25 protein-coding genes and 1 riboswitch are annotated in these 19,729 nt (G+C 66.8%); of the genes, 8 read left to right on the top strand and 17 right to left on the bottom strand.

Annotated elements, in window-relative coordinates; genetic code table 11:
* Nucleotides 1-6: 6 nt before the first annotated feature.
* The 10 genes from E4487_RS01295 to nrdR all read right to left on the bottom strand — a co-directional run bounded on the left by E4487_RS01295 (nucleotide 7) and on the right by nrdR (nucleotide 7,934).
* The gene (locus E4487_RS01295; protein WP_175252551.1) at nucleotides 7-651 is read right to left on the bottom strand and encodes a TIGR02281 family clan AA aspartic protease; all 645 of its coding nucleotides are present in this window, start codon (nucleotides 649-651) and stop codon (nucleotides 7-9) included.
* Between the two features lie 18 nt (nucleotides 652-669).
* The gene (locus E4487_RS01290; protein ID WP_037055809.1) at nucleotides 670-1,404 is read right to left on the bottom strand and encodes an ABC transporter substrate-binding protein; all 735 of its coding nucleotides are present in this window, start codon (nucleotides 1,402-1,404) and stop codon (nucleotides 670-672) included.
* Nucleotides 1,405-1,413: 9 nt separating this feature from the next.
* On the bottom strand, nucleotides 1,414-1,941 hold the full coding sequence (locus tag E4487_RS01285; protein WP_037055806.1) for a phosphatidylglycerophosphatase A: 528 nt from the start codon (nucleotides 1,939-1,941) through the stop codon (nucleotides 1,414-1,416).
* A 15-nt stretch (nucleotides 1,942-1,956) separates the two neighbouring features.
* The gene (thiL, locus tag E4487_RS01280) at nucleotides 1,957-2,910 is read right to left on the bottom strand and encodes a thiamine-phosphate kinase (RefSeq protein ID WP_175252550.1); all 954 of its coding nucleotides are present in this window, start codon (nucleotides 2,908-2,910) and stop codon (nucleotides 1,957-1,959) included.
* A 45-nt stretch (nucleotides 2,911-2,955) separates the two neighbouring features.
* The gene (gene nusB / locus E4487_RS01275) at nucleotides 2,956-3,435 is read right to left on the bottom strand and encodes a transcription antitermination factor NusB (protein WP_175252549.1); all 480 of its coding nucleotides are present in this window, start codon (nucleotides 3,433-3,435) and stop codon (nucleotides 2,956-2,958) included.
* The gene (gene ribE, locus E4487_RS01270; protein ID WP_012019761.1) at nucleotides 3,432-3,908 is read right to left on the bottom strand and encodes a 6,7-dimethyl-8-ribityllumazine synthase; all 477 of its coding nucleotides are present in this window, start codon (nucleotides 3,906-3,908) and stop codon (nucleotides 3,432-3,434) included. The genes nusB and ribE overlap by 4 nt, the downstream gene beginning before the upstream one ends.
* 258 nt (nucleotides 3,909-4,166) lie before the next feature.
* Nucleotides 4,167-5,246, bottom strand: a complete 1,080-nt coding sequence (gene ribBA, locus E4487_RS01265; protein ID WP_037055800.1) for a bifunctional 3,4-dihydroxy-2-butanone-4-phosphate synthase/GTP cyclohydrolase II — start codon at nucleotides 5,244-5,246, stop codon at nucleotides 4,167-4,169.
* Nucleotides 5,247-5,257: 11 nt separating this feature from the next.
* Nucleotides 5,258-5,920, bottom strand: coding sequence for a riboflavin synthase (locus E4487_RS01260; protein ID WP_037055799.1), 663 nt, complete (start codon nucleotides 5,918-5,920; stop codon nucleotides 5,258-5,260).
* Between the two features lie 126 nt (nucleotides 5,921-6,046).
* Nucleotides 6,047-6,201: riboswitch (FMN riboswitch) on the bottom strand.
* Nucleotides 6,202-6,351: 150 nt separating this feature from the next.
* Nucleotides 6,352-7,470: a bifunctional diaminohydroxyphosphoribosylaminopyrimidine deaminase/5-amino-6-(5-phosphoribosylamino)uracil reductase RibD gene (gene ribD, locus E4487_RS01255; protein ID WP_175252548.1), complete on the bottom strand. Its 1,119-nt coding sequence runs from the start codon at nucleotides 7,468-7,470 to the stop codon at nucleotides 6,352-6,354.
* Nucleotides 7,470-7,934, bottom strand: coding sequence for a transcriptional regulator NrdR (nrdR, locus tag E4487_RS01250; RefSeq protein ID WP_037055795.1), 465 nt, complete (start codon nucleotides 7,932-7,934; stop codon nucleotides 7,470-7,472). Before nrdR ends, ribD begins: the two co-directional genes overlap by 1 nt.
* Before the next feature lie 101 nt (nucleotides 7,935-8,035).
* Between nrdR and E4487_RS01245 the strand changes: the two genes are divergently transcribed.
* From E4487_RS01245 to trxA, 3 genes are read left to right on the top strand one after another with little or no spacing between them, the layout of a single operon-like run.
* Nucleotides 8,036-8,470 (top strand): hypothetical protein, encoded by a 435-nt coding sequence (locus E4487_RS01245; RefSeq protein ID WP_175252547.1) that lies wholly within the window; start codon nucleotides 8,036-8,038, stop codon nucleotides 8,468-8,470.
* A complete protein-coding gene (locus E4487_RS01240) occupies nucleotides 8,467-9,126 on the top strand; it encodes a methyltransferase (protein WP_134675799.1) in 660 nt (219 codons plus the stop codon). Before E4487_RS01245 ends, E4487_RS01240 begins: the two co-directional genes overlap by 4 nt.
* Nucleotides 9,127-9,180: 54 nt before the next feature.
* Nucleotides 9,181-10,053, top strand: a complete 873-nt coding sequence (gene trxA / locus E4487_RS01235) for a thioredoxin (RefSeq protein WP_175252546.1) — start codon at nucleotides 9,181-9,183, stop codon at nucleotides 10,051-10,053.
* 72 nt (nucleotides 10,054-10,125) lie between these two features.
* Here the strand turns inward: trxA and E4487_RS01230 are convergent, their stop codons facing one another.
* Entirely contained in the window at nucleotides 10,126-10,473 is a 348-nt protein-coding gene (locus E4487_RS01230) for a hypothetical protein (protein ID WP_047584876.1), read from the bottom strand.
* 113 nt (nucleotides 10,474-10,586) lie between these two features.
* On the opposite strand from E4487_RS01230, the gene E4487_RS01225 reads away from it, so the two are divergent.
* The 4 genes from E4487_RS01225 (at nucleotide 10,587) to E4487_RS01210 (ending at nucleotide 13,852) form a co-directional block, all read left to right on the top strand.
* Nucleotides 10,587-11,186: a DUF2796 domain-containing protein gene (locus E4487_RS01225; protein WP_175252545.1), complete on the top strand. Its 600-nt coding sequence runs from the start codon at nucleotides 10,587-10,589 to the stop codon at nucleotides 11,184-11,186.
* Between the two features lie 111 nt (nucleotides 11,187-11,297).
* Nucleotides 11,298-12,005 carry an ABC transporter ATP-binding protein gene (locus E4487_RS01220; RefSeq protein ID WP_175252544.1) on the top strand — a complete coding sequence of 236 codons (708 nt, stop codon included), beginning with the start codon at nucleotides 11,298-11,300 and terminating at the stop codon, nucleotides 12,003-12,005.
* 1 nt (nucleotide 12,006) lies between these two features.
* Nucleotides 12,007-13,272, top strand: a complete 1,266-nt coding sequence (locus E4487_RS01215) for an ABC transporter permease (RefSeq protein WP_175252543.1) — start codon at nucleotides 12,007-12,009, stop codon at nucleotides 13,270-13,272.
* Between the two features lie 58 nt (nucleotides 13,273-13,330).
* The gene (locus E4487_RS01210) at nucleotides 13,331-13,852 is read left to right on the top strand and encodes a DUF3299 domain-containing protein (protein WP_152489698.1); all 522 of its coding nucleotides are present in this window, start codon (nucleotides 13,331-13,333) and stop codon (nucleotides 13,850-13,852) included.
* 117 nt (nucleotides 13,853-13,969) lie between these two features.
* On the opposite strand, the gene E4487_RS01205 is transcribed toward E4487_RS01210, so the two are convergent.
* From E4487_RS01205 to E4487_RS01180, 6 genes are read right to left on the bottom strand one after another with little or no spacing between them, the layout of a single operon-like run.
* Nucleotides 13,970-15,067 (bottom strand): tetratricopeptide repeat protein, encoded by a 1,098-nt coding sequence (locus tag E4487_RS01205; RefSeq protein WP_134675802.1) that lies wholly within the window; start codon nucleotides 15,065-15,067, stop codon nucleotides 13,970-13,972.
* Nucleotides 15,068-15,069: 2 nt separating this feature from the next.
* Nucleotides 15,070-15,753, bottom strand: coding sequence for an energy transducer TonB (locus E4487_RS01200; RefSeq protein ID WP_037055761.1), 684 nt, complete (start codon nucleotides 15,751-15,753; stop codon nucleotides 15,070-15,072).
* The gene (locus E4487_RS01195; RefSeq protein ID WP_003463247.1) at nucleotides 15,753-16,163 is read right to left on the bottom strand and encodes a biopolymer transporter ExbD; all 411 of its coding nucleotides are present in this window, start codon (nucleotides 16,161-16,163) and stop codon (nucleotides 15,753-15,755) included. Before E4487_RS01195 ends, E4487_RS01200 begins: the two co-directional genes overlap by 1 nt.
* 11 nt (nucleotides 16,164-16,174) lie before the next feature.
* A complete protein-coding gene (locus E4487_RS01190) occupies nucleotides 16,175-16,723 on the bottom strand; it encodes a MotA/TolQ/ExbB proton channel family protein (RefSeq protein ID WP_037055760.1) in 549 nt (182 codons plus the stop codon).
* The gene (locus E4487_RS01185) at nucleotides 16,716-18,065 is read right to left on the bottom strand and encodes a MotA/TolQ/ExbB proton channel family protein (RefSeq protein ID WP_037055759.1); all 1,350 of its coding nucleotides are present in this window, start codon (nucleotides 18,063-18,065) and stop codon (nucleotides 16,716-16,718) included. Before E4487_RS01185 ends, E4487_RS01190 begins: the two co-directional genes overlap by 8 nt.
* Nucleotides 18,062-18,835, bottom strand: a complete 774-nt coding sequence (locus E4487_RS01180) for a DUF3450 domain-containing protein (RefSeq protein WP_047584896.1) — start codon at nucleotides 18,833-18,835, stop codon at nucleotides 18,062-18,064. Before E4487_RS01180 ends, E4487_RS01185 begins: the two co-directional genes overlap by 4 nt.
* Before the next feature lie 193 nt (nucleotides 18,836-19,028).
* Between E4487_RS01180 and E4487_RS01175 the strand changes: the two genes are divergently transcribed.
* Nucleotides 19,029-19,721, top strand: a complete 693-nt coding sequence (locus tag E4487_RS01175) for an OmpW family protein (protein ID WP_037055756.1) — start codon at nucleotides 19,029-19,031, stop codon at nucleotides 19,719-19,721.
* The last annotated feature ends 8 nt before the right edge of the window (nucleotides 19,722-19,729 follow it).

Genomic DNA, 19,729 nt, shown 5'->3' with positions numbered 1-19,729 from the left:
CAGGGCTCAGTGCTTCGACTCCAGCACCAGCATGCCCTGCTCCTCGCGCCAGCCAACCCGTCCGAGGAAGCTCATGCCCAGCAGGGCATCGCTGGGCGCGCTGCCCTCGAGCACCACGGCCTCGACGCCAAGCACCTCGAGATCGCCGACCTTGACCCGGTCGAGCATCACCCGCCAGCCACGGGTGACGCCGCTGGCAGTGCTGACCTGCAGGGGGCGCCCGGAAACCCGGTAGTCGATTCCCAGGCGCCTGGCATGCGCGTCATTGAGCGCGACGCTGGTGGCACCGGTATCGACCAGGAACTGCACCGTCTGGCCATTGACCGAGCCCGCCACCCAGTAGTGGCCGCCAATGCCCTTGGCGATGCTCAGGCGCTTGCGCACCGGCTCGGCGAACCCGGCGCTGTATTCACGGCTGAGCGGATACATGCGCTCGACGCCATCCACGCGCAGCAGCGCGCCCTGCTTGTCGACGTTGACCACCTGGACGCCGCCCGGGCCGGTCTGCCCGACGCGCACCATCTTGCGCTGGCCATCGACGTTGAGCACCGCCGCCCCCGGAAACAGGCCGACCACCTGCACCTGCGAAGCAGCCCAGGCAAGGCCCGAGCACGACAGCACGAGGGCGGCAAGACAGTGGCGTAGCAGCATGAGCAGTGGTCTCCCGGCTCAGTCGAATGGGTAAGGTTGATGCCAGTGCGTGAAGATCGGCCGCAGTTCGCCACTGGCGATCAGCGCGGCCATGCGCCGGTCATACAGCTCGGCCAGGGCGTGACCACGCGGCGTGTCGGCAAAGCCGAGGAACAACGGCAGGCGGGTCAGCTCGGTCAGGCGATAACGCTCCGGATGGCTGGCAGCCTTGAGCACGTACTCGGCCTCGGGACGCGCATCGATGTAGAAGTCCGCATGCCCAAGGTCGAGCATGCCGAGAATACCGCCACGCCGCTGCACTTCCCGGTAATCGTGCACATTCGGCAGATATTCCTGATATTCGTAGCCACGCACCCAGACCAGCCGGTACTGGCCGAGGCTCTCCAGCGTCGGCACCGGCTTGTCCTCGAGGCTCAGCGCGACGATACGGTCGGTGTCGTAATGGTGCTTGGGGTAGAACACCCTGTCCTCGACCTCATCGCGGTAGGAGCCGACCCAGGCATCCGCCTCGTTGCGTTGCACCAGCCCCACCGAACGGGTGTAGGGCACGCTGTGGATGGCCAGGCTCACGCCCTCCGGCTCGAAGACCTTGCGCATGATGTCCCAGCCCAGGCCCGTACCATCCGCCTCGGTGTACGCCTCCCAGACCTCGCTGGCCAGACGTATCTCGTGCGGCAGATCATCCCGAGCCTGGGCGCAGGTCATGCTGCCCAGCATCAGCAGCAGGCACAGCCATCCGTGTCTAATCCGCATCGCAGCCCCTCAGAAACCCAGCACGGCCCCATACCTGTCCCAGCCCCAGACCAGCCCCTGCATGGCCAGCCAGGCGAACACCCCGGCGATGATGTCGTCGAGCATGATGCCCACGCCACCGTGCACGTGACGATCGATCCAGCGGATCGGCCAGGGTTTGACGATGTCGAACAGGCGGAACATGAGAAAGCCTAGCAGCAACCAGAGCCAACCCTCGGGCACCAGCCAGAGGGTGATCCACATGCCGACCATTTCGTCCCAGACGATGCCCTCGTGGTCATGCACACGCAGGTCGTCGGCGACCTTGCCGCACAGCCAGAAGCCGAACAGCATGGTCACCCCGAGCATCAGCCAGTAGCCCCAGTCGGGCAGCATCTGCCACAGCGGCACGAACGGCAGCGCCACCAGCGAGCCCCAGGTGCCGGGCGCCTTGGGCAGGGTTCCGGAGCCGAAGCCGAAGGCGATGAAATGCCAGGGATTGCGCCATACCGAGGGCGGCACGTATTCGGCGGGAACCTGGTTGGGGTGATCGGTCACGCGCACTCCGTCCTGTCAGAAATGTTGGTAGCCGCCACGTGGCGACTCGATGGGCTGGCCGTTCGCATCCAGCAACTGCACGCCACTGCCCGCCAGCACGCGGCCGATGGCCCGTACCTCGGGCCAGTCTGCCTGCAGCTCGTCGAACAAGGCTGGCGGTAGGGTAAAGGCCAGGCGGTAGTCGTCGCCACCACTGAGCGCGCAGACCCGCGCCTGCTGCTCGCCGGCGAAAGCACGCAGCGGCGCCGACAATGGCAGCCGCTCCAGCTCGATCTGCAAGGCGACCTGCGACGCGCTGGCGATGTGTCCGCAATCGGCGAGCAGGCCATCGGAGATATCCAGCGCCGCCGTGGCACGCCCGCGCAGCGCCTGGCCGAGGGCCAGCTGCGGCTGCGGTGACCAGTAGCGGGCCAGCAACGCTGCGCCACTGTCGCCCCCCGCCTCGCGCTGCCCGAGCACCAGCGGCAAGGCACCGGCGGCATCGCCCAGCTCACCGCCCACGCAGAGCAGGTCGCCGATCTGTGCGCCACTGCGCAGCAGCGCCTGCCCGGCCGGCACACGACCGAACACGGTCAGTGTCAGGCTCAGCGGGCCGCGCGTGGTGTCGCCACCGACCAGCGCCAGCGCGCAGTCCTGCGCCATGACCTGCAAGCCACGGGCGAAGTCGGCCAGCCAGGCATCGCTGGCATCCGGCAGGGTGATGGCGAGGGTGAACGCCAGTGGCGTAGCGCCCATGGCGGCCAGGTCACTGGCAGACACGGCCAGCGCGCGCTGGCCGAGCAGGAAGGCATCGCAGGCCTCGGGGAAGTGCACCCCGGCAACCAGCGTGTCGGTGGAGATCGCCAGCTGTTCGCCGGCAGGCACGCTCAGCAGCGCGCAGTCATCACCGATGCCGCGCACCACGCCATCACCCTGTCGGGCACACAGGGCGCTGGCGAAGTAGCGGCGGATCAGCTCGAACTCACCCACAGTGCATTCCCCATGGGCGCGCCCGAGCCACTGCCAGCGTCATGATCAGCGCTTGTTGGCGTTGACTTCGGCGGCACGCAGCTTGGGTGCGAGCTTGTCGAGGATGCCGTTGACGAACTTGTGCCCGTCGGTGGCACCGAACACCTTGGCCAGCTCGATCCCCTCGTTGATCACCACCTTGTAGGGGACGTCAACGCGGTTCTTCAGCTCGTAGGTGGACAGCCGCAGGATGGCCAGTTCGACCGGATCGATGTCTTCCAGCGGGCGGTCGAGCAGCGGCGTGAAGGCCTCGTCCAGTTCGGTCTTCTGCCGCGGCACGCCGTGCAGGATCTCGTGGAAGTAGGCGCCATCGACCTTGCTGAAGTCGTTGTCGACGCGAAACTGCGCTTCGATCTCGTTCAGCGGCTGCCCGGCGATATGCCAGGAGTACAGGGCCTGCATGGCCAGGGTACGAGCCTCGCGACGCGCGAGGATCTTGCCGCTCGGACCCTTCTTGGCCGGCTGGCCGTTAGCGGAATTGCTCACTTGGCCTCCAACTGCGCCAGCAGGCTGACCATTTCCAGGGCAGACAGCGCAGCTTCGGCACCCTTGTTACCCGCTTTGGTGCCGGAACGTTCGATGGCTTGTTCGATGGAGTCGACGGTCAGCACGCCAAAGGCGACCGGCACGCCGTATTCCATGGAAACCTGGGCCAGACCCTTGGTGCACTCGCCGGCAACGTATTCGAAGTGCGGAGTACCGCCACGGATCACCGCGCCAAGGGCGATGATGGCCGCGTACTCGCCACGCTGGGCGACCTTCTGGGTGACCAGCGGGATCTCGAAGGCACCCGGTGCGCGGATGATGGTGATGTCGCTCTCGCTCACGCCGTGGCGGACCAGGGCATCGATGGCGCCGCTAACCAGGCTCTCGACGACGAAGCTGTTGAAACGGCCTACCACCAGGGCGTATTTGCCCTTGGGGGCGATGAAGGTACCTTCGATGGTCTTCAGGGTCATGACAGGTCTCACATGGGTTAAAGAGCCGGAGCGTCGCGCGCTCCGAAAACGAATTCGTTGATCAGCGTAGCCCGGATGCCATCCGGAGCCAGTGTGCCGATGTCCCCGGATTGCATCCGGGCTACCAGTCTTAGCTCCCCTTTCCATTCATGGGAGAGGGGCTGTGGGAGAGGGCATGCGGTGCAGCCCTCTCCCGCCCTGCGGGCACCCTCCCCCAGAGGGAGAGGGTCATCGGATGCGCCTCTGTCGAGCCGCTTCTTATTTAGCCGGCAGGTATTCTACAACCTCGAGATCGAAGCCGGATATCGCGTTGAACTTCATCGGCGAGCTCATCAGGCGCATCTTGCGCACGCCGAGGTCACGCAGGATCTGCGAACCGGCACCGACGGTGCTGTAGGTCGCCGGATTGGCAGGCTGCTGGCGGCTGATCAGCGCCAGCAGTTCCGGCCCGGTCATCGGGTTGCCCAGCAGCAGCACCACACCGCTACCAGCCTTGGCGACCTCGGCCATGGCCGCACGCATGCTCCAGCGCCCCGGCTGATTGACCATGAACAGGTCACGCAGCGGGTCCATGTTGTGCACCCGCACCAGGGTCGGTTCCTCGGCACAGATGGTGCCCAGGGTCAGCGCCATGTGCGCCGTGTTCTCCACGCCATCGCGGTAGGTCACCAGGTTGAACTGGCCCAGCTCGGTGTCCAGCGGTTGCTCGCTGATGCGCTCGACGGTGCGCTCGTGGATCAGGCGATAGTGGATCAGGTCGGCGATGGTGCCGATCTTGAGACCGTGCTCCTCGGCGAACTTCTCCAGCTCCGGACGACGCGCCATGGTGCCGTCTTCGTTCATGATCTCGCAGATCACGCCGCTCGGCTCGAACCCGCCCATGCGCGCCAGGTCGCAGGCTGCCTCGGTGTGGCCGGCACGCGCCAGTACGCCACCGGGCTGCGCCATCAGCGGGAAGATGTGACCGGGGCTGACGATGTCCTCGGCCACGGCGCTGCGGGCCACCGCGGCCTGCACGGTGCGAGCGCGGTCGGCTGCGGAGATGCCGGTGGTCACACCTTCGGCGGCCTCAATGGAGACGGTGAACTTGGTGCCGAAACCGGAACCGTTGCGCGGTGCCATCAGCGGCAGGTTGAGCAACTCGCAGCGCTCGCGGGTCATCGGCATGCAGATCAGGCCACGGGCGAAGCGGGCCATGAAGTTGATGTGCTCGGCCGTGACGCACTCGGAGGCGATGATGATGTCGCCTTCGTTCTCGCGGTCCTCGTCATCCATGAGGATGACCATCTTGCCAGCGCGGATGTCTTCGATCAGTTCTTCAGCGGTATTCAGGGCCATGGTGGCGCATCTCACTTGTTCAGGTAGCCGTGTTCGGCGAGAAAGCTTTCGGTCAGGCCCGAGGCCTTGGGTTCGGCGGCCTTGTCGCCGAGCAGCAGGCGCTCCAGGTAACGCGCCAGCAGGTCCACCTCGAGGTTGACCTTACGCCCGGCCTGGTAGTCGACCATGATGGTCTCGGCCAGGGTATGCGGGACGATGGTCAGCTCGAACTCGGCGCCGTCGACCGCGTTGACGGTCAGGCTGGTGCCGTCGACGGTGATCGAGCCCTTGTGCGCGATGTACTTGGCCAGCTCGCGCGGCGCGCGCACCTTGAACTGCACGGCGCGGGCGTTATCGGCACGGGCGACGATCTCGCCGACGCCGTCGACATGACCGCTGACCAGATGCCCGCCAAGGCGGCTGGTAGGCGTCAGCGCCTTTTCCAGGTTGACGGCGCTGCCGGGCTTCAGGTCGACGAAGGCGGTACGCGCCAGGGTCTCGCGGCTGACGTCGGCCCAGAAGCCGTCGCCAGGGAGTTCCACGGCGGTCAGGCAGACGCCGTTGACGGCGATGCTGTCGCCGAGCTTGACGTCGCCGAGGTCGAGCTTGCCGGTGGCCACGTAGACGCGCACGTCGCCGCCCTTGGGCGTCATGGCGCGGATGCTGCCGATGGCTTCGATTATGCCGGTGAACATGCGCCCTCCGGTTTCACGTTGAAGATGGTGCTGAACAGCATGGACGAACTCCTGTTTTGGTCAAAAACAGGGCAATGCCGATCGATAGGGATTTCGCGGACACGCACGAGGCGCCCGTGGAGGGAATCCCGCTCTCTCTTTATCCGGACTATACCGTCGGCCCCGGAATCGCACCGGGTCTGCTGGACCTCGCACGGCAGGTGCCGTGGCGAGCGCTCGCGGGCTAGGTTCTGCGAACCATTACCGCCGGTGGGGAATTGCGCCCCGCCCTGAGAACGTTGCGGCCAAGCGAATGGCCGCGTGGCGTTTTACCATAACGAAGCCGCTGCCGGCTACAGAGCGCCCGCTCGTGGACGCCCACGTGTTGCCCAGGCAGCCCCCGCACAGGCGCCGAGCGCGCATTCCAGCCAGGCGTGGAACGGGCTCGCCGCCTAAGGCTGGCGCTCGGGAACGGCCGTGACCTGCCAGTCGTCGCCGACCGCGCGGATATCCAGGATCTTCAACTGCGGCGCCTCGGCCATGCGGTTGAGCGGCAGTTCGAGCAGCGGGCGCGCGCTGGAGCCCAGCAACTTGGGGGCCATGAAGATGCGGTACTCATCCACCAGCCCGGCCCGCGCGAAGGCGCCGGCGAGACGCGGCCCGGCCTCGACTAGGACCTCGTTGACACCGCGCGCCGCCAGTTCCAGCAACAGCTTGCGCAGGTCGACATGGCCATTGCTGCCGGGCACGGCCAGCAGCTCATGCCCTTCGGCGAGATAACGATCGCGTGCGGTGGCGGCGGCGCAGGTCGCCACCAGCGCCGGGCCGACCTGGAAGAATGCCTTGCTCAGTGGCACCCGCAGACGCCCATCGACCAGCACGCGCAGCGGCGGACGACGCTGCGCCAGCGCCGTCAGCTCCGCGCCCAGGCCCAGTTCGTCGGGGCGTACGGTCAGCCGCGCGTCATCGGCCAGCAGCGTATCGGCGCCGCTCAGCACCACGCTGGCCTGCGCGCGCAGGCGCTGCACCTCGGCGCGCGCCGACGGCCCGGTGATCCACTGGCTCTCGCCACTGGCCATGGCCGTGCGCCCGTCCAGACTCATCGCCAGCTTGACCCGCACGAACGGCAAGCCCTGCTCCATGCGTTTGATGAAGCCGGCATTCAGCGCCCGCGCCTCGCTCTCCAGCACACCGCAACTGACCGCGATACCCGCCTCGGCCAGACGCCGCAGACCGTTGCCTGCCACTTGCGGGTTGGGGTCCTGCATGGCCGCCACGACCCGGCCGACGCCAGCGGCGATCAGCCCGTCGGCGCAGGGCGGCGTGCGTCCATGGTGGCTGCAGGGCTCCAGGGTGACGTAGGCCGTGGCACCACGCGCCTTGTCGCCGGCCTGGCGCAACGCGTGCACCTCAGCGTGAGGCTCGCTGGCACGGGCATGCCAGCCCTCGCCGACGATCCGCCCGTCCTGCACGATGACGCAGCCGACCCGTGGGTTGGGATGAGTGGAGTAAAGCCCCTTGCGCGCCAGCTTCAGTGCCCGCGCCATGAACAGATGATCGCGCTCGCTCATCAGCTTTTCGACGGCTCACGAGCCAGGCGCTCGATTTCTTCGCGGAACTCGTTGAGGTCCTGGAAGCGTCGATAGACCGACGCGAAGCGGATGTAGGCCACCTCGTCGAGCTTGCTCAGCTCGCTCATCACCAGCTCGCCGAGCACCAGCGACTTCACTTCACGCTCGCCGGTGGCACGCAGCTGCTGCTTGATACGGGCGATGGCCTCTTCCAGCCGCTCGACGCTGACCGGACGCTTCTCCAGCGCACGCTGCATGCCGGCACGCAGCTTTTCCTCGTCGAACGGCTGCCGGCTGCCGTCCTGCTTGATCAGGCGCGGCATCACCAGTTCGGCGGTTTCGAAGGTGGTAAAGCGCTCACCGCAGGCCACGCATTCGCGACGGCGGCGAACCTGGTCGCCCTCGGCGACCAGACGGGAATCGATGACCTTGGTGTCGTTGGCATCACAGAACGGACAGTGCATGGCAGGCGCGGGCTGATGGCGGCAAAGGCGCCATGGTAGCGCATAGAAGCAGCAAGACAAATTAAGCTATAGGGGCGCCCGCACGAGATATCGAGGATGTGATGACCCGCTACCGCAACCCCTTTGTTCTGGCCCTGAGCGGCCTGCTGGTCGCTTGCGCCAGCGAGCAGCCGGCAGTGCCGGCCCCCGCCCCCGAGACGGACGCGCCTCCCGCCAGCGTCGCCACGCCAACACCCGCCCTGCGCGGGCAACTGCTGGGCGTCGCACCGGGTGCAGACGTGGAGCTGGCGCTGCTGGCCATCGACCTCAGCGGGCGGCCAACCGCCCTGCTCGGGCAGGCGCACCTGCGGGGCGACGGGCAGGCGCTGCCGTTCCACCTGCCGCTGAACGTCGTGCCGCCCAGCCAGACGCAGCGCGTGGAGCTGCGCGGCCGCGTGAGCCAGGCCGGACGCCTGGTGCAGCGCCTGCCGGCACGCGCCATCACCCACCTGCACGACCAGGACCTCGGCCCCCTGCACCTGGTACCGGCTCCATGAACGCCCCACAGGCTTTGCAACAGGCCCTCGGCGAACTGCTCGGCGACGCCCGTCTGGTCGCCGAAACGCTGCCCGGCAGCGAGATCGCCCTGTGGCTGATCGATGCCAGCAACATGGACCGAGCCTTCAACGCCGAAGAGACCCGGCGCATCCTCGAGGAACCGCCCTACTGGTGCTTCTGCTGGGCCAGCGGCCTGGTGCTGGCACGCTGGCTGGCCGAACGCCCCGAGTGGGTGCGCGGCAAGCGCGTGCTGGACTTTGGCGCCGGCTCAGGCGTCGCCGCCATCGCGGCGGCCAAGGCCGGGGCTGCGGAGGTGGTGGCCTGCGACCTCGACCCGCTGGCGCTGGCCGCCTGCCGCGCCAACGCCGCGCTCAACGGGGTGACGCTCAGCTACTCGGCGGACTTCTTCGCCGAAGCGGATCGCTTCGACCTGATCCTGGTCGCCGACGTACTCTACGACCGCGCCAACCTGCCACTGCTCGATCATTTCCTCAGTCGCGGGCGCCAGGCCCTGGTGGCCGATTCACGGGTCAAGGACTTCCAGCACCCGCTCTATCGCCGCCTGGCGCTGCTCGATGGCTGTACCTGGCCGGATCTGGCCGAGCCCGCCGAGTTCCGCGAGGTCAGCCTGTACCACGCGACCCGCCCCTTGTAACCGGGCCTCACCGCCCGCATTAATAGACCATTGCCTGCCCTTGCGAGACCGAACATGAGCGACTCCCCTTACATCTTCGACATTTCCGGCGCTGCCAGCTTCGAGCAACTGGTCATCGAGAACTCCTTCCACAAACCGGTGCTGGTGGACTTCTGGGCCGAGTGGTGCGCGCCCTGCAAGGCGCTGATGCCGATGCTGGCAAAGATCACCGAGGAATATGCCGGCGAGTTGCTGCTGGCCAAGGTCAACTGCGATATCGAGCAGGACATCGTCATGCGCTTCGGTATCCGCAGCCTGCCGACCGTGGTGCTGTTCAAGGACGGCCAGCCGGTGGACGGCTTCGCCGGCGCCCAGCCGGAAGCGGCGATTCGGGAAATGCTCAAGCCGCACGTGGCCGAGCCGGCGCCCGCCGCCGCCGACCCCATGGAGGCCGCCCAGGCGCTGTTCAGCGAGGGCCGTTTCGCCGAGGCCGAGGCCCTGCTCAAGCAGGTGCTGACCGAGGACAACGAGCATGCTGCCGCCCTGATTCTCTACGCCCGCTGCCTGGCCGAACGCGGTGAACTGGGTGAAGCCGAAGCCGTGCTCAACGCCGTGAAAGGCGACGAGCACAAGCAGGCTCTGGCTGGCGCCAAGGCCCAGCTGACCTTCCTGCGCCAGGCTTCCGACCTGCCGGAAGTCGCCACCCTGAAGAGCCGCCTGGCACAGAACGCGGAGGATGACGAAGCGGTGTACCAGCTGGCGGTGCAGCAACTGGCCCGCCAGCAGTACGAGGCCGCGCTGGACGCCCTGCTCAGGCTGTTCGTGCGCAACCGCAGCTACCAGGACGGCCTGCCGCACAAGACCCTGCTACAGGTGTTCGACCTGCTCGGCGGCGACCATCCACTGGTCACCGCCTACCGCCGCAAGCTGTACCAGGCGATCTACTGAGAGCAGCTGCAAGCGGCAAGTCTCAAGCTGCAAGCGGAATCAGGAGCCATGCGCCTTCCTACAGCTTGTAGCTTACCGCTGCTCTTGCCAGTGATAGATCGGCGCATCCGCGCCGGTCTCCATCCGGATCTGCTCGCAGTGGCGCAGGCGTACCAGCAAGCGCTTGCCCGCGGCCTCGCCCCCTGCCAGCGCCGCCAACTGTGCCAGCAACCTCGGTCCTTCGACCTGCCCGGCATCGCGCACCAGTTGCAATGCGGTCTGCCACAGGGCGTCCGCCGCTTCGACCGGGGCGGCTGACGGCCCCTCAGCGGCGACGGGCGCGACGGCGACACGCTGCGCCAGCTGCGCCCAGTCCTCGGCATCCAGCTCCAGCGTCAGGTCCACTGGCCAATCCCCGATCCGCCCACGGATACGCACCATACTCACCCTCCCATTCGAAGCCGCCATGCTCCCATGACGACGACAGGCTGGCCAGCCGAGCAATAAAGTTGTTATAACGTAACAAATTTATTACCCTCACGCCGGAGACTCCCATGCGCCACCTGTTGCTCGCCCTGCCCTTCGCTCTGCTGCCCCTGGTCGCCGCCCAGGCCCACGAGCATGACCATGACCATGACGAACACGCCCATGACAGCCTGGGCGCCCATGAACATGGTGTCGCCAGCCTGAACGTGGCACTGGACGGCAACCTGCTGGAGCTGCAGCTGGAAAGCCCGGCCATGAACCTGGTCGGTTTCGAGCATGCCGCCAAGAGCGAGGCCGACAAAGCCAAGGTCGCGGCAACCAGGCGTGAGCTGGAACAGCCCATCGGCCTGTTCGCCCTGGCCAGCGGTGACTGCAAGACCCGCGAGGTGGAGCTGGAAAGCCCGTTGTTCGGCGACGCGGACCACGAGCACGAGCACGAGCACGAGCACGAGCACGAGCACGAGCATCATGAGCATGAAGGCGAGCACAGCGATATCCAGGCCTTCTATCGCTTCGAATGCGCCAGCAGCGCCAAATTGCAGCAACTGGATCTCAGCGAACTGTTCAAGCGTTTCCCCGCGACCGAGAAGATTCAGGTACAACTGATCGGCCCGAACGGCCAGCAAGGGATGCAACTGACACCGGCACAACCGCGCCTGAGTTTCTGACGCCACGTCCCGTTGCAGGAGCGAGCCCTGTTCGCCGCGCCGTTGCCATTGGCCCGTTCGAGCGCACGGCTCGCTCCTCGCTGAGCGCATTTTCCCGACACGCAGCAGACCATGACCCAACCTCTGATCGAACTCGCCAACCTCGGCTTCGCCTGGCCCGGACAGGCGCAGTTGCTGGACATCCCCAACTTCACCCTGGCGCGCGGTGAAACCCTGTTCCTCAAAGGCCCGAGCGGCAGCGGCAAGACCACGCTGCTCGGCCTGCTCGGCGGCGTGCAGCGCGCCCAGAGCGGCCACATCCGCCTGCTGGGACAGGACCTCGCACAGCTCTCCGCCGCCGCGCGCGACCGTTTCCGCGTCGACCACACCGGCTACATCTTCCAGCAGTTCAACCTGCTGCCGTTTCTTTCGGTACGCGAAAATGTCGAGCTGCCCTGCCGCTTCTCGCGCCAGCGCGCCGAACGCGCGCAACAGCGCCACGGCAGCATCGATGCGGCCGCCACGGCACTGCTCGAACACCTGGGCCTGCGCGCCGAGCTGCTCGAGCGTCGTGCTGACGAGCTGTCGATCGGCCAGCAGCAACGCGTCGCGGCGGCCCGTGCCCTGATCGGCCAGCCGGAACTGGTCATCGCCGATGAACCCACCTCGGCCCTGGACTTCGACGCCCGCGAAGCCTTTCTCCAGCTGCTGTTCGCCGAATGCCGCGCCGCAAGCGCCAGCCTGCTGTTCGTCAGCCATGACCAGAGCCTGGCCGCGCTGTTCGACCGCAATGTCTCGCTGAGCGAGCTGAACCGCGCCGCCAAGCCCGTCGAGGTCTGAGATGCATCTGATCCGTATCGCCCTGGCCAGCCTGGCCAACCGCCGCTTCACCGCCCTGCTCACGGTGTTCGCCATCGCCCTGTCGGTCTGCCTGCTGCTGGCTGTCGAGCGCGTACGCACCGAGGCCCGCGCCAGCTTCGCCAGCACCATCAGCGGTACCGACCTGATCGTCGGCGCCCGTTCCGGCAGCGTGAACCTGCTGCTGTACTCGGTGTTCCGCATCGGCAACGCCACCAACAACATCCGCTGGGACAGCTTCGAGCACTTCGCCAATCATCGCCAGGTGAAATGGGCCATCCCCATTTCCCTCGGCGACTCACACCGCGGCTACCGGGTAATGGGCACCAGCGGTGCCTATTTCGACCACTACCGCTATGCCCGCAGCCAGTCGTTGCGGCTGGCCCAGGGCCGCGCCTTCGCCGACGATCCGTTCGAGGTGGTACTGGGCGCCGAAGTCGCACAAGCGCTGGGCTACGGCCTCGGCGAGAAGATCGTGCTGGCCCATGGCGTCGCCACCATCAGCCTGGTCAAGCACGATGACAAGCCCTTCACCGTGGTCGGCATCCTCGAGCGGACCGGCACTCCCGTCGACCGCACCCTGCACATCTCGCTGGCGGGCATGGAGGCCTTGCACGTCGACTGGCAGAACGGCATGCCGGCCCGTGGCGATGCGCGGGTGAGTGCCGATCAGGCACGCGCCATGGACCTGCAACCCAAGCAGATCACCGCCTTCATGCTCGGCCTCAACAGCAAGATCGCCACCTTCAGCCTGCAACGCGAGATCAACGAATTCCGTGGCGAGCCGATGCTGGCGATCCTGCCCGGGGTGGCGCTGCAAGAACTGTGGAGCCTGATGGGCACCGCCGAGCAGGCACTGTTCGTGGTGTCGCTGTTCGTCGTGCTGACCGGCCTGATCGGCATGCTCACGGCGATTCTCACCAGCCTCAACGAACGTCGCCGGGAGATGGCCATTCTGCGCTCGGTCGGCGCCCGCCCCTGGCATATCGCCAGCCTGCTGGTGCTGGAGGCCTTCGCCCTGGCCCTCGCCGGCGTGCTGTTCGGTCTCGCCCTGCTGTACCTGGGCATCGCCCTCGCTCAGGGCCATGTGCAGGCCAACTACGGCCTGTACCTGGCACTCAGTGCTCCAACGGGCTACGAGTGGAAATTGCTCGGGAGCATCCTCCTCGCCGCCCTGCTGATGGGCAGCGTGCCCGCCTGGCGCGCCTACCGGCAGTCACTGGCCGACGGCCTGTCGATCAGGCTCTGAGGCCAAACAGGGGGCGTCTGGCGTACACTGCGCGGGCGCCCCTGAAACGAGGTTCTTCATGTCCCGCCCCCTGCTCGCCACCCTGCTGCTGACTCTGGCACTGCCACTGGCCGCCGCCGAGGTGCGCGAACTCACCTGGTCCGAACTGATTCCGCCCAACGCCCCGCCGCAGATTGTCGACCCGGCGCCCATCCACGACCTCTCGCAGCTGGCGGATGCCCTGTCCGAGTCGGGCCCGGCCGCCACGCAGCAGGCGCCGGCAGCACCGGTGGTGAAGGAGCTGAACGGGCAGAAGGTCAAGTTGCCAGGCTACATCGTACCGCTCGACGTTACCGATGAAGGGCGGGTCGTGGAATTCCTGCTGGTGCCTTACTTCGGTGCCTGCATCCACGTACCGCCACCGCCGTCGAACCAGATCGTGCATGTCACCAGTGAGCTCGGCGTGCTGCTCGATGCGCTGTACCAGCCGTTCTGGATCGAGGGACCGATGAAGGTGGAGCACGTCACCAGCGAACTGGCCGAGGTCGGCTACCAGATGGAAGCGGACAAGATCTACGCCTACGAACTGCCCGACAGTTGATCCGGATCGGCTGTAGGAGCGGTTGTAGGAGCGGCTTCAGCCGCGAAATGAACGACGAACAGATCCCGGACATGAAAAAGCCAGACATCGCGTCTGGCTTTTTCATGTCCGTCAGCATCAGCCACGACTGGCGACGCGCTTGTCTCGCTCGAAGCGCAGCTCGCTTTCCGCCCATTGCCGCCAGGAGCGCACCTTGGACCGCTCGGCGCCGTTGCGCTCGGCACGCGCCAGCGCCTCCAGGCCGGCCTGCCAGCGCGACTGCTCCAGTTCCAGCTGCGCCACGTACAGCCAGTGCTTGCCGTTGCCGCTGCGCTCGGCCAGCGGCCGCAGCACACGCACGGCGGCGACGCGGTCACGCGCCTGCCACCAGAACAGCCCCAGGCGCTCCTGACGGGCAGCCGTGTTGGCCAGCAGGCCACTGTCGAGCATGCCCTTGAGCAGCTTCGCGCCCTGCCAGGGCTGGTCGGCAGCGCCTGCCAGCAGCACCAGGTTGTCCAGTTCCGACTCGCTGAAACGCAGGCCCTTGCTGTGCGCTGCACGCAGGGTGGCCAGGGCCTTGTCGTTGCTGCCAGCCATCTGCTGCAGGCCGGCCAGCTGGCGCCAGCCCTTGGCATCGTCCGGTTTGCGCGCCAGCAACTGGCGCTGCCAGCGCTCGGCCTGGGCATAACGCTTCAGATCGGCATTGGCGCCCACCAGGAACTGCAGCCAGATATCCGCAGCACGCGGGTTGGCCTGCACGTAGCGCTCGGCCAGCGGCAGCGCCTTGGCTGGCTGGTTCATGCCCTGATAGGCCTGCACCAGCATCTGCAGCACTTCCTCGGAGGCACTGCCCTGGCCCGGCGCCAGCAGCTCGACGACCTTGGCGTAACGCCGCTCGCCCAGGTTGAGCTTGGCCAGGTTGAGGCGTTCGACGACCAGCATCTCGTCGTCCAGCTTGCCGCTGCGTACCGCCTTGTCCAGCCAGTCGATGGCCTGCGCGTTGTTGCCCGCCGACCAGGCCACATAGGCCTTGCTGCGCCAGATCAGCGCCTCCTCGAGGCTGCCGCCAGACGCCTTGACCGCGTCCAGTGCCTTGCGGGCCGCCGCATAGTCGCCCTTCTGCTGCGCGACCTGCGCGCTGTTCAGGGCACGGAACACGGCCGGGTCGACGGTTTGCTGGGCCATGCCGGGCACGGCCGTAGCACTGAGCATCACGAGCAACAACCAACGGTACATGGTCAGCTCCTTTCCAGTCGGAAGTAGAGGGTTTTCACCGCTTCGCGATCCACCGCGAGACCGCCCTCGGTCCGAGGTGCGAAGCGCCAGCGTGCAGCAGCCCGACGCGCTTCGCGCTCGAACACGTTACGGGGGCTGGCCTCCAGCACGCGGATGTTCTCCACGCTGCCGGCACGATTGATGGTGAAAGCCAGTTTGACGAAACCTTCGATGCCACGGCGCAGGGCGTGATCCGGGTACTTGGGACGCACGTCGTTGAGCGGCATGACTTCGCTTTCCATACCGCCCATCTGTCCGCCCGACTCGCTGGCATTGCTCGGCGGGGTCGGTGCCGGCGCACCCGGAGCCAGCCCGGACAGGCTCGGCGCCGGCGCGCTGTTGACGGCGATGCCGCTGGCCAGGCTGGGCAGCTGGATGTCCAGTGCCGGCAGGTTGGCATTCGGCGTGGCCGTCTGCGGGGTCGGCGGCGTGGGCGGTTGCGGGGTCTGCGGTTGCGGTGGCTGGGGCGCCTGCTGGCGAGTGCGGCTGGCCGTCTCGCTGGCGTTGCCATCCATGCGCACGAAGTTGGCCACGCTGACCGGGTCCTGGCTGACCTTCGCGCTGGGCGGTGCAACCATGTAGAGCATCAGGGCGAACAGCCCCAGGGCCATCAGGCAGGCACCGAGAAACGACAGCGGCAGGCGCATCAGTTGACTCCGCTACCGGCAGCCAGGGCGACGTCCTGCACACCGGCCAGACGCGCCTGATCCATCACCTGGACCACCAGGCCGGTGCGTGCGTCCTGGTCGGCCTGCACCACCACCGCGCCATCCGGCTGGTCGACGCGCATGCGCTCGACGTGCGCACGCACGCTGCGGATATCCACGGGTTGCTTGTCCATCCAGATCTGCCCGTCGGCCGTGACGGCGATGAGGATGTTGCCCTTGTCCTGCGGGCTGGCGGTTTCCGCCTGCGGGCGCTGGACCTCGACCCCGGACTCACGAATGAAGGAGCTGGTGACGATGAAGAAGATCAGCATGATGAAGACCACGTCGAGCATCGGCGTAAGGTCGATGCCGGTGTCTTCGTCCTGCTGGTGGTGGCGACGCATTCTCATGTTGGGCGATCTCAGTCGTGACGCAGCTGGTCGGCCAGCCGCTCGATGGCCTGGCTGGCTTCGCGCTCGAGGCGCGCCAGGCTGAACAATCCGGGAATGGCCAGGACCATGCCGGCCATGGTCGGCAGGGTCGCCTGCCAGACGCCTGCGGCCATGCCGCGCGGGTTACCGGTGCCGTTGAGGGCAAGCACATCGAACACCGCGATCATGCCCAGCACGGTGCCGAGCAGGCCCAGCAGCGGATACAACGCCACCAGGGTCTTGCCCAGGCGCAATGGCGCCGCCAGCTGCTGGCGCGCCTGCGCCAGCCAGGCCAGGCGCACGGCGCGCTGCCAGTTGCCGTTGTCGTCCGCCAGCACCTGCTGCCAGGCCTCGCGGCGCTCGTGGACCCAGAGCGGGAAGATCCTGCGCATGTACCAGAAGCGCTCGAACACCAGGGTCCAGAACAGGATGCAGAGCACCGCCAGCGCCCACATCACCACGCCACCGGCGCTCATGAAGTCGAGCAGCGCATAGGCGCTGTCGACCGCACGCAGCCAGAAGGCGAACAGATCAGTCACGGCGCGACGCTCCCGACAGGTGCAGGGCGATCAGGCCCGCGCTCTGCTGCTCCAGAACCTGGATCAGCCCCTTGCTGCGGCTGGCCAGCAGGCTGTGCAGGAACAGCAGCGGGATCGCCACCACCAGGCCCAGCACGGTGGTCACCAGCGCCTGGGAAATACCATCGGCCATCAGGCGCGAGTCCCCGCCACCACTCTGGGTGATGGCCTGGAAGGTCACGATCATGCCAGTCACGGTACCCAGCAGCCCCAGCAGCGGGGCGACGGCGGCCAGTAGCTTGAGCAGGCCCTGGCCTTTCTCCAGCGGCGGTGTTTCCTGGAGGATCGCCTCGTCCAGTTTCAGCTCCAGGGTTTCCAGGTCGGCCAGCTGCGGCTTGGCGCCCAGCACGCCGATCACCCGCCCGAGCGGATTGTCGTCACGCGGCGCGCTGAGGTCATGCATCTGCGCCTTGACGCCACTGCCCACGCGAGCCAGATAGACCATCCGCCACAACGCCAGCAGCAGGCCCAGGCCGCCCAGCACGACGATCACCCAACCGACCAGGCCGCCCTGCTGCAGGCGATCCCACAACGTCGGCTGCTGCTGCAGCTGCGCCAGCAGGCTGCCACGGCTCGGATCGACAGGCAGGGTCGCCAGCGCCTCGGTGCTGCTCAGATAATCCTCGACCTGTCCCAGGCCCGACGGCTGGCGCGGCGGAGCGACCAGCTGCCCGGCGTCGGCGTCGTAACGCAGGAAGGCATCCTCGCCATAGGCGCCGAAGGTGCCGACACGCAGCACCTGCTGCTCCTGGCGCGAGCCATCGGCATTGACCACCGGCAGCGTCACGCGCTCGATGCGGCCACTGGCGGCCAGGTCTTCGAGCAGCAGCATCCAGTAGCTGTCGAGGTCATCGGCGGACGGCAGCGAACGGCTCTCGGCCAATGCCTTGAGACGCTTCAGGCGCTCCGGGTACTGCGCGTTGAGCAGGCTGTCCTGCCATTGACCGGCAACATCCCCGGCGCTCTGGCGAACCACGCCGAACAATTCACCCAGGTGGCCGACACGCTGTGCCAGCAGTTTCTCCTGCTCGGCCAGTTCGGCCTCCTGGCGGTCGAATTCGGCCTTCAGGCGTTCGCTCTCGGCCTTCTGCGCATTCAGCGCGGAACGAGCGCTCGCGAGCAGTTGCGCCTGCTCGCTGCGCTTGGCCAGAAATGCCTGCTCGCGCTGTTGCATGGCGCTGGCTTCGGCCGCACGCTCGCTGCGAATGCGCTGCAGCAGTTGATCGGGACTCAGGGTTTCGGCCACGGCGGCCAATGCCGGCAACAGGCTGAGCGCCAGTACGGCTACAACACGACGACTCATTGTGCGGCCTCCTCGGCCAGGGTCTTGATCGGCAGGGACAGCACGGCGGGCGCCTGCTGCTGGCGGGCGATGGCGATGGCCTGGGTCAGCGGACGTCGAGCACCGCCGTCGAGCACCTGCCAGGCCTTGGCCTGCGGGTTCCACCAGCCGCTCTCGTGCGCATCCAGGGTCTGGTAATACAGCATGCTGCGGCCAAGACGCAGGAACTCGACGCTGCGCGAGCTGCCGTCGGCCTGGCTCAGCTCGCCGCGCCAGGCTTCCAGGGTGCGGCCATAGTCACTTTCGATCTGATAGGCCTCGAGGATGCGGCGGTACTTGTCGGCCAGGCTGACGTCGGCACGCGGCAGCAGGTCCTTGAGCTGGGCCAGGCGATCCTCACGCTCCTCCGGCAGGAACGGCAGGTCGGCGGCGATGAACTCGCCCAGCACCTCGACCATCCGGACCATCTGCGGGCTCACCGCCTCCTGGGTACGTTCGATGCCGTCGAGCTGCTTCTGGTAGCTGGCCAGCTCCTGGCGCTGGGCGTCGACCAGGTCGCGCAGCTGACTGTTATAACCTTTCAAAGCTTCAGCCTGCTGCAAGGCATTGCGGTACTCATTGAGCATCTCGCGGCTGGCATCATCCAGCTGCTCGACGCGGCCCTGGGAGGCCTTGGCCTCGGCGGCCAGACGCTGGCTTTCGTCCAGCGCGGCATCCAGCGGCGCAGCAGCCAGCGAGCCGCTCGCCAACAGCAGGGCGACGGCCAGGGAACGGAGGGGGAAGCGATTCATGCGCAGGGGGTCCTCGACAGACAGGCTTGCTTCAAAAAGAGAAACATTATCATCTAGAGATGCATTCTAAGCAATGGGACAAAGCTCCGTGGCAGAGCCCACCGATCTATTGAGCCAGGTCAAAAAGCGAATTGTTGCTTGGCTTAGCATTGATTCCAGCCAAAGACACAACCGACTCGAACTGGAGCTCGCTATGTACAAGTCACTGTTCACTGCCTCACTGCTGGCCCTCGCCATCGCTGCCCCCGTCGCTCAGGCCCACCAGGCTGGCGACATCATCGTTCGGGCCGGTGCCATCACCGTCAATCCGGACGCTGACTCCTCCAGCGTCAAGGTCGACCGTGGCGGCCTCGCCGGTACCGACCTCGGCGGCAAGGCGACCATGAGCAGTGACACTCAGCTGGGTCTGAACTTCGCCTACATGCTCACCGACAACCTGGGCATCGAGCTGCTGGCGGCCACACCGTTCGAGCACGACGTGAAGATCAAGGGCACCGTCCTCGATGCCGCCAATGGCAAGCTGGGCACCCTAAAGCACCTGCCGCCGACCCTGAGCCTGGTGTACTACCCGCTTGACGCCAAGTCGGCCTTCCAGCCCTATCTCGGTGCCGGTATCAACTACACCTGGATCTTCGACGAACATGTCGGCAGCGACGCCAGCGCCAACGGCTTCGACAACTTCCGCGCCAAGAACTCCTGGGGCCTGGCCTGGCAGGTGGGCGCCGACTACATGCTGACCGACAGCCTGATGATCAACGCCCAGGTTCGCTACATCGATATCGACACCACCGCCTACGTCGATAACACCGCGCTTGGCGTACGGGCCAAGGTGGACGTGGACGTCGACCCCTTCGTCTACATGGTGGGTCTGGGTTACAAGTTCTGATAACCCCG

Origin of the sequence: Pseudomonas sp. BMW13, assembly GCF_013357275.1 — a bacterium.
Lineage (GTDB): Bacteria > Pseudomonadota > Gammaproteobacteria > Pseudomonadales > Pseudomonadaceae > Aquipseudomonas > Aquipseudomonas khazarica.
The sequence above is the reverse complement of the archived record's forward strand: the minus strand, read 5'-3'. Positions and strand labels throughout refer to the sequence as shown.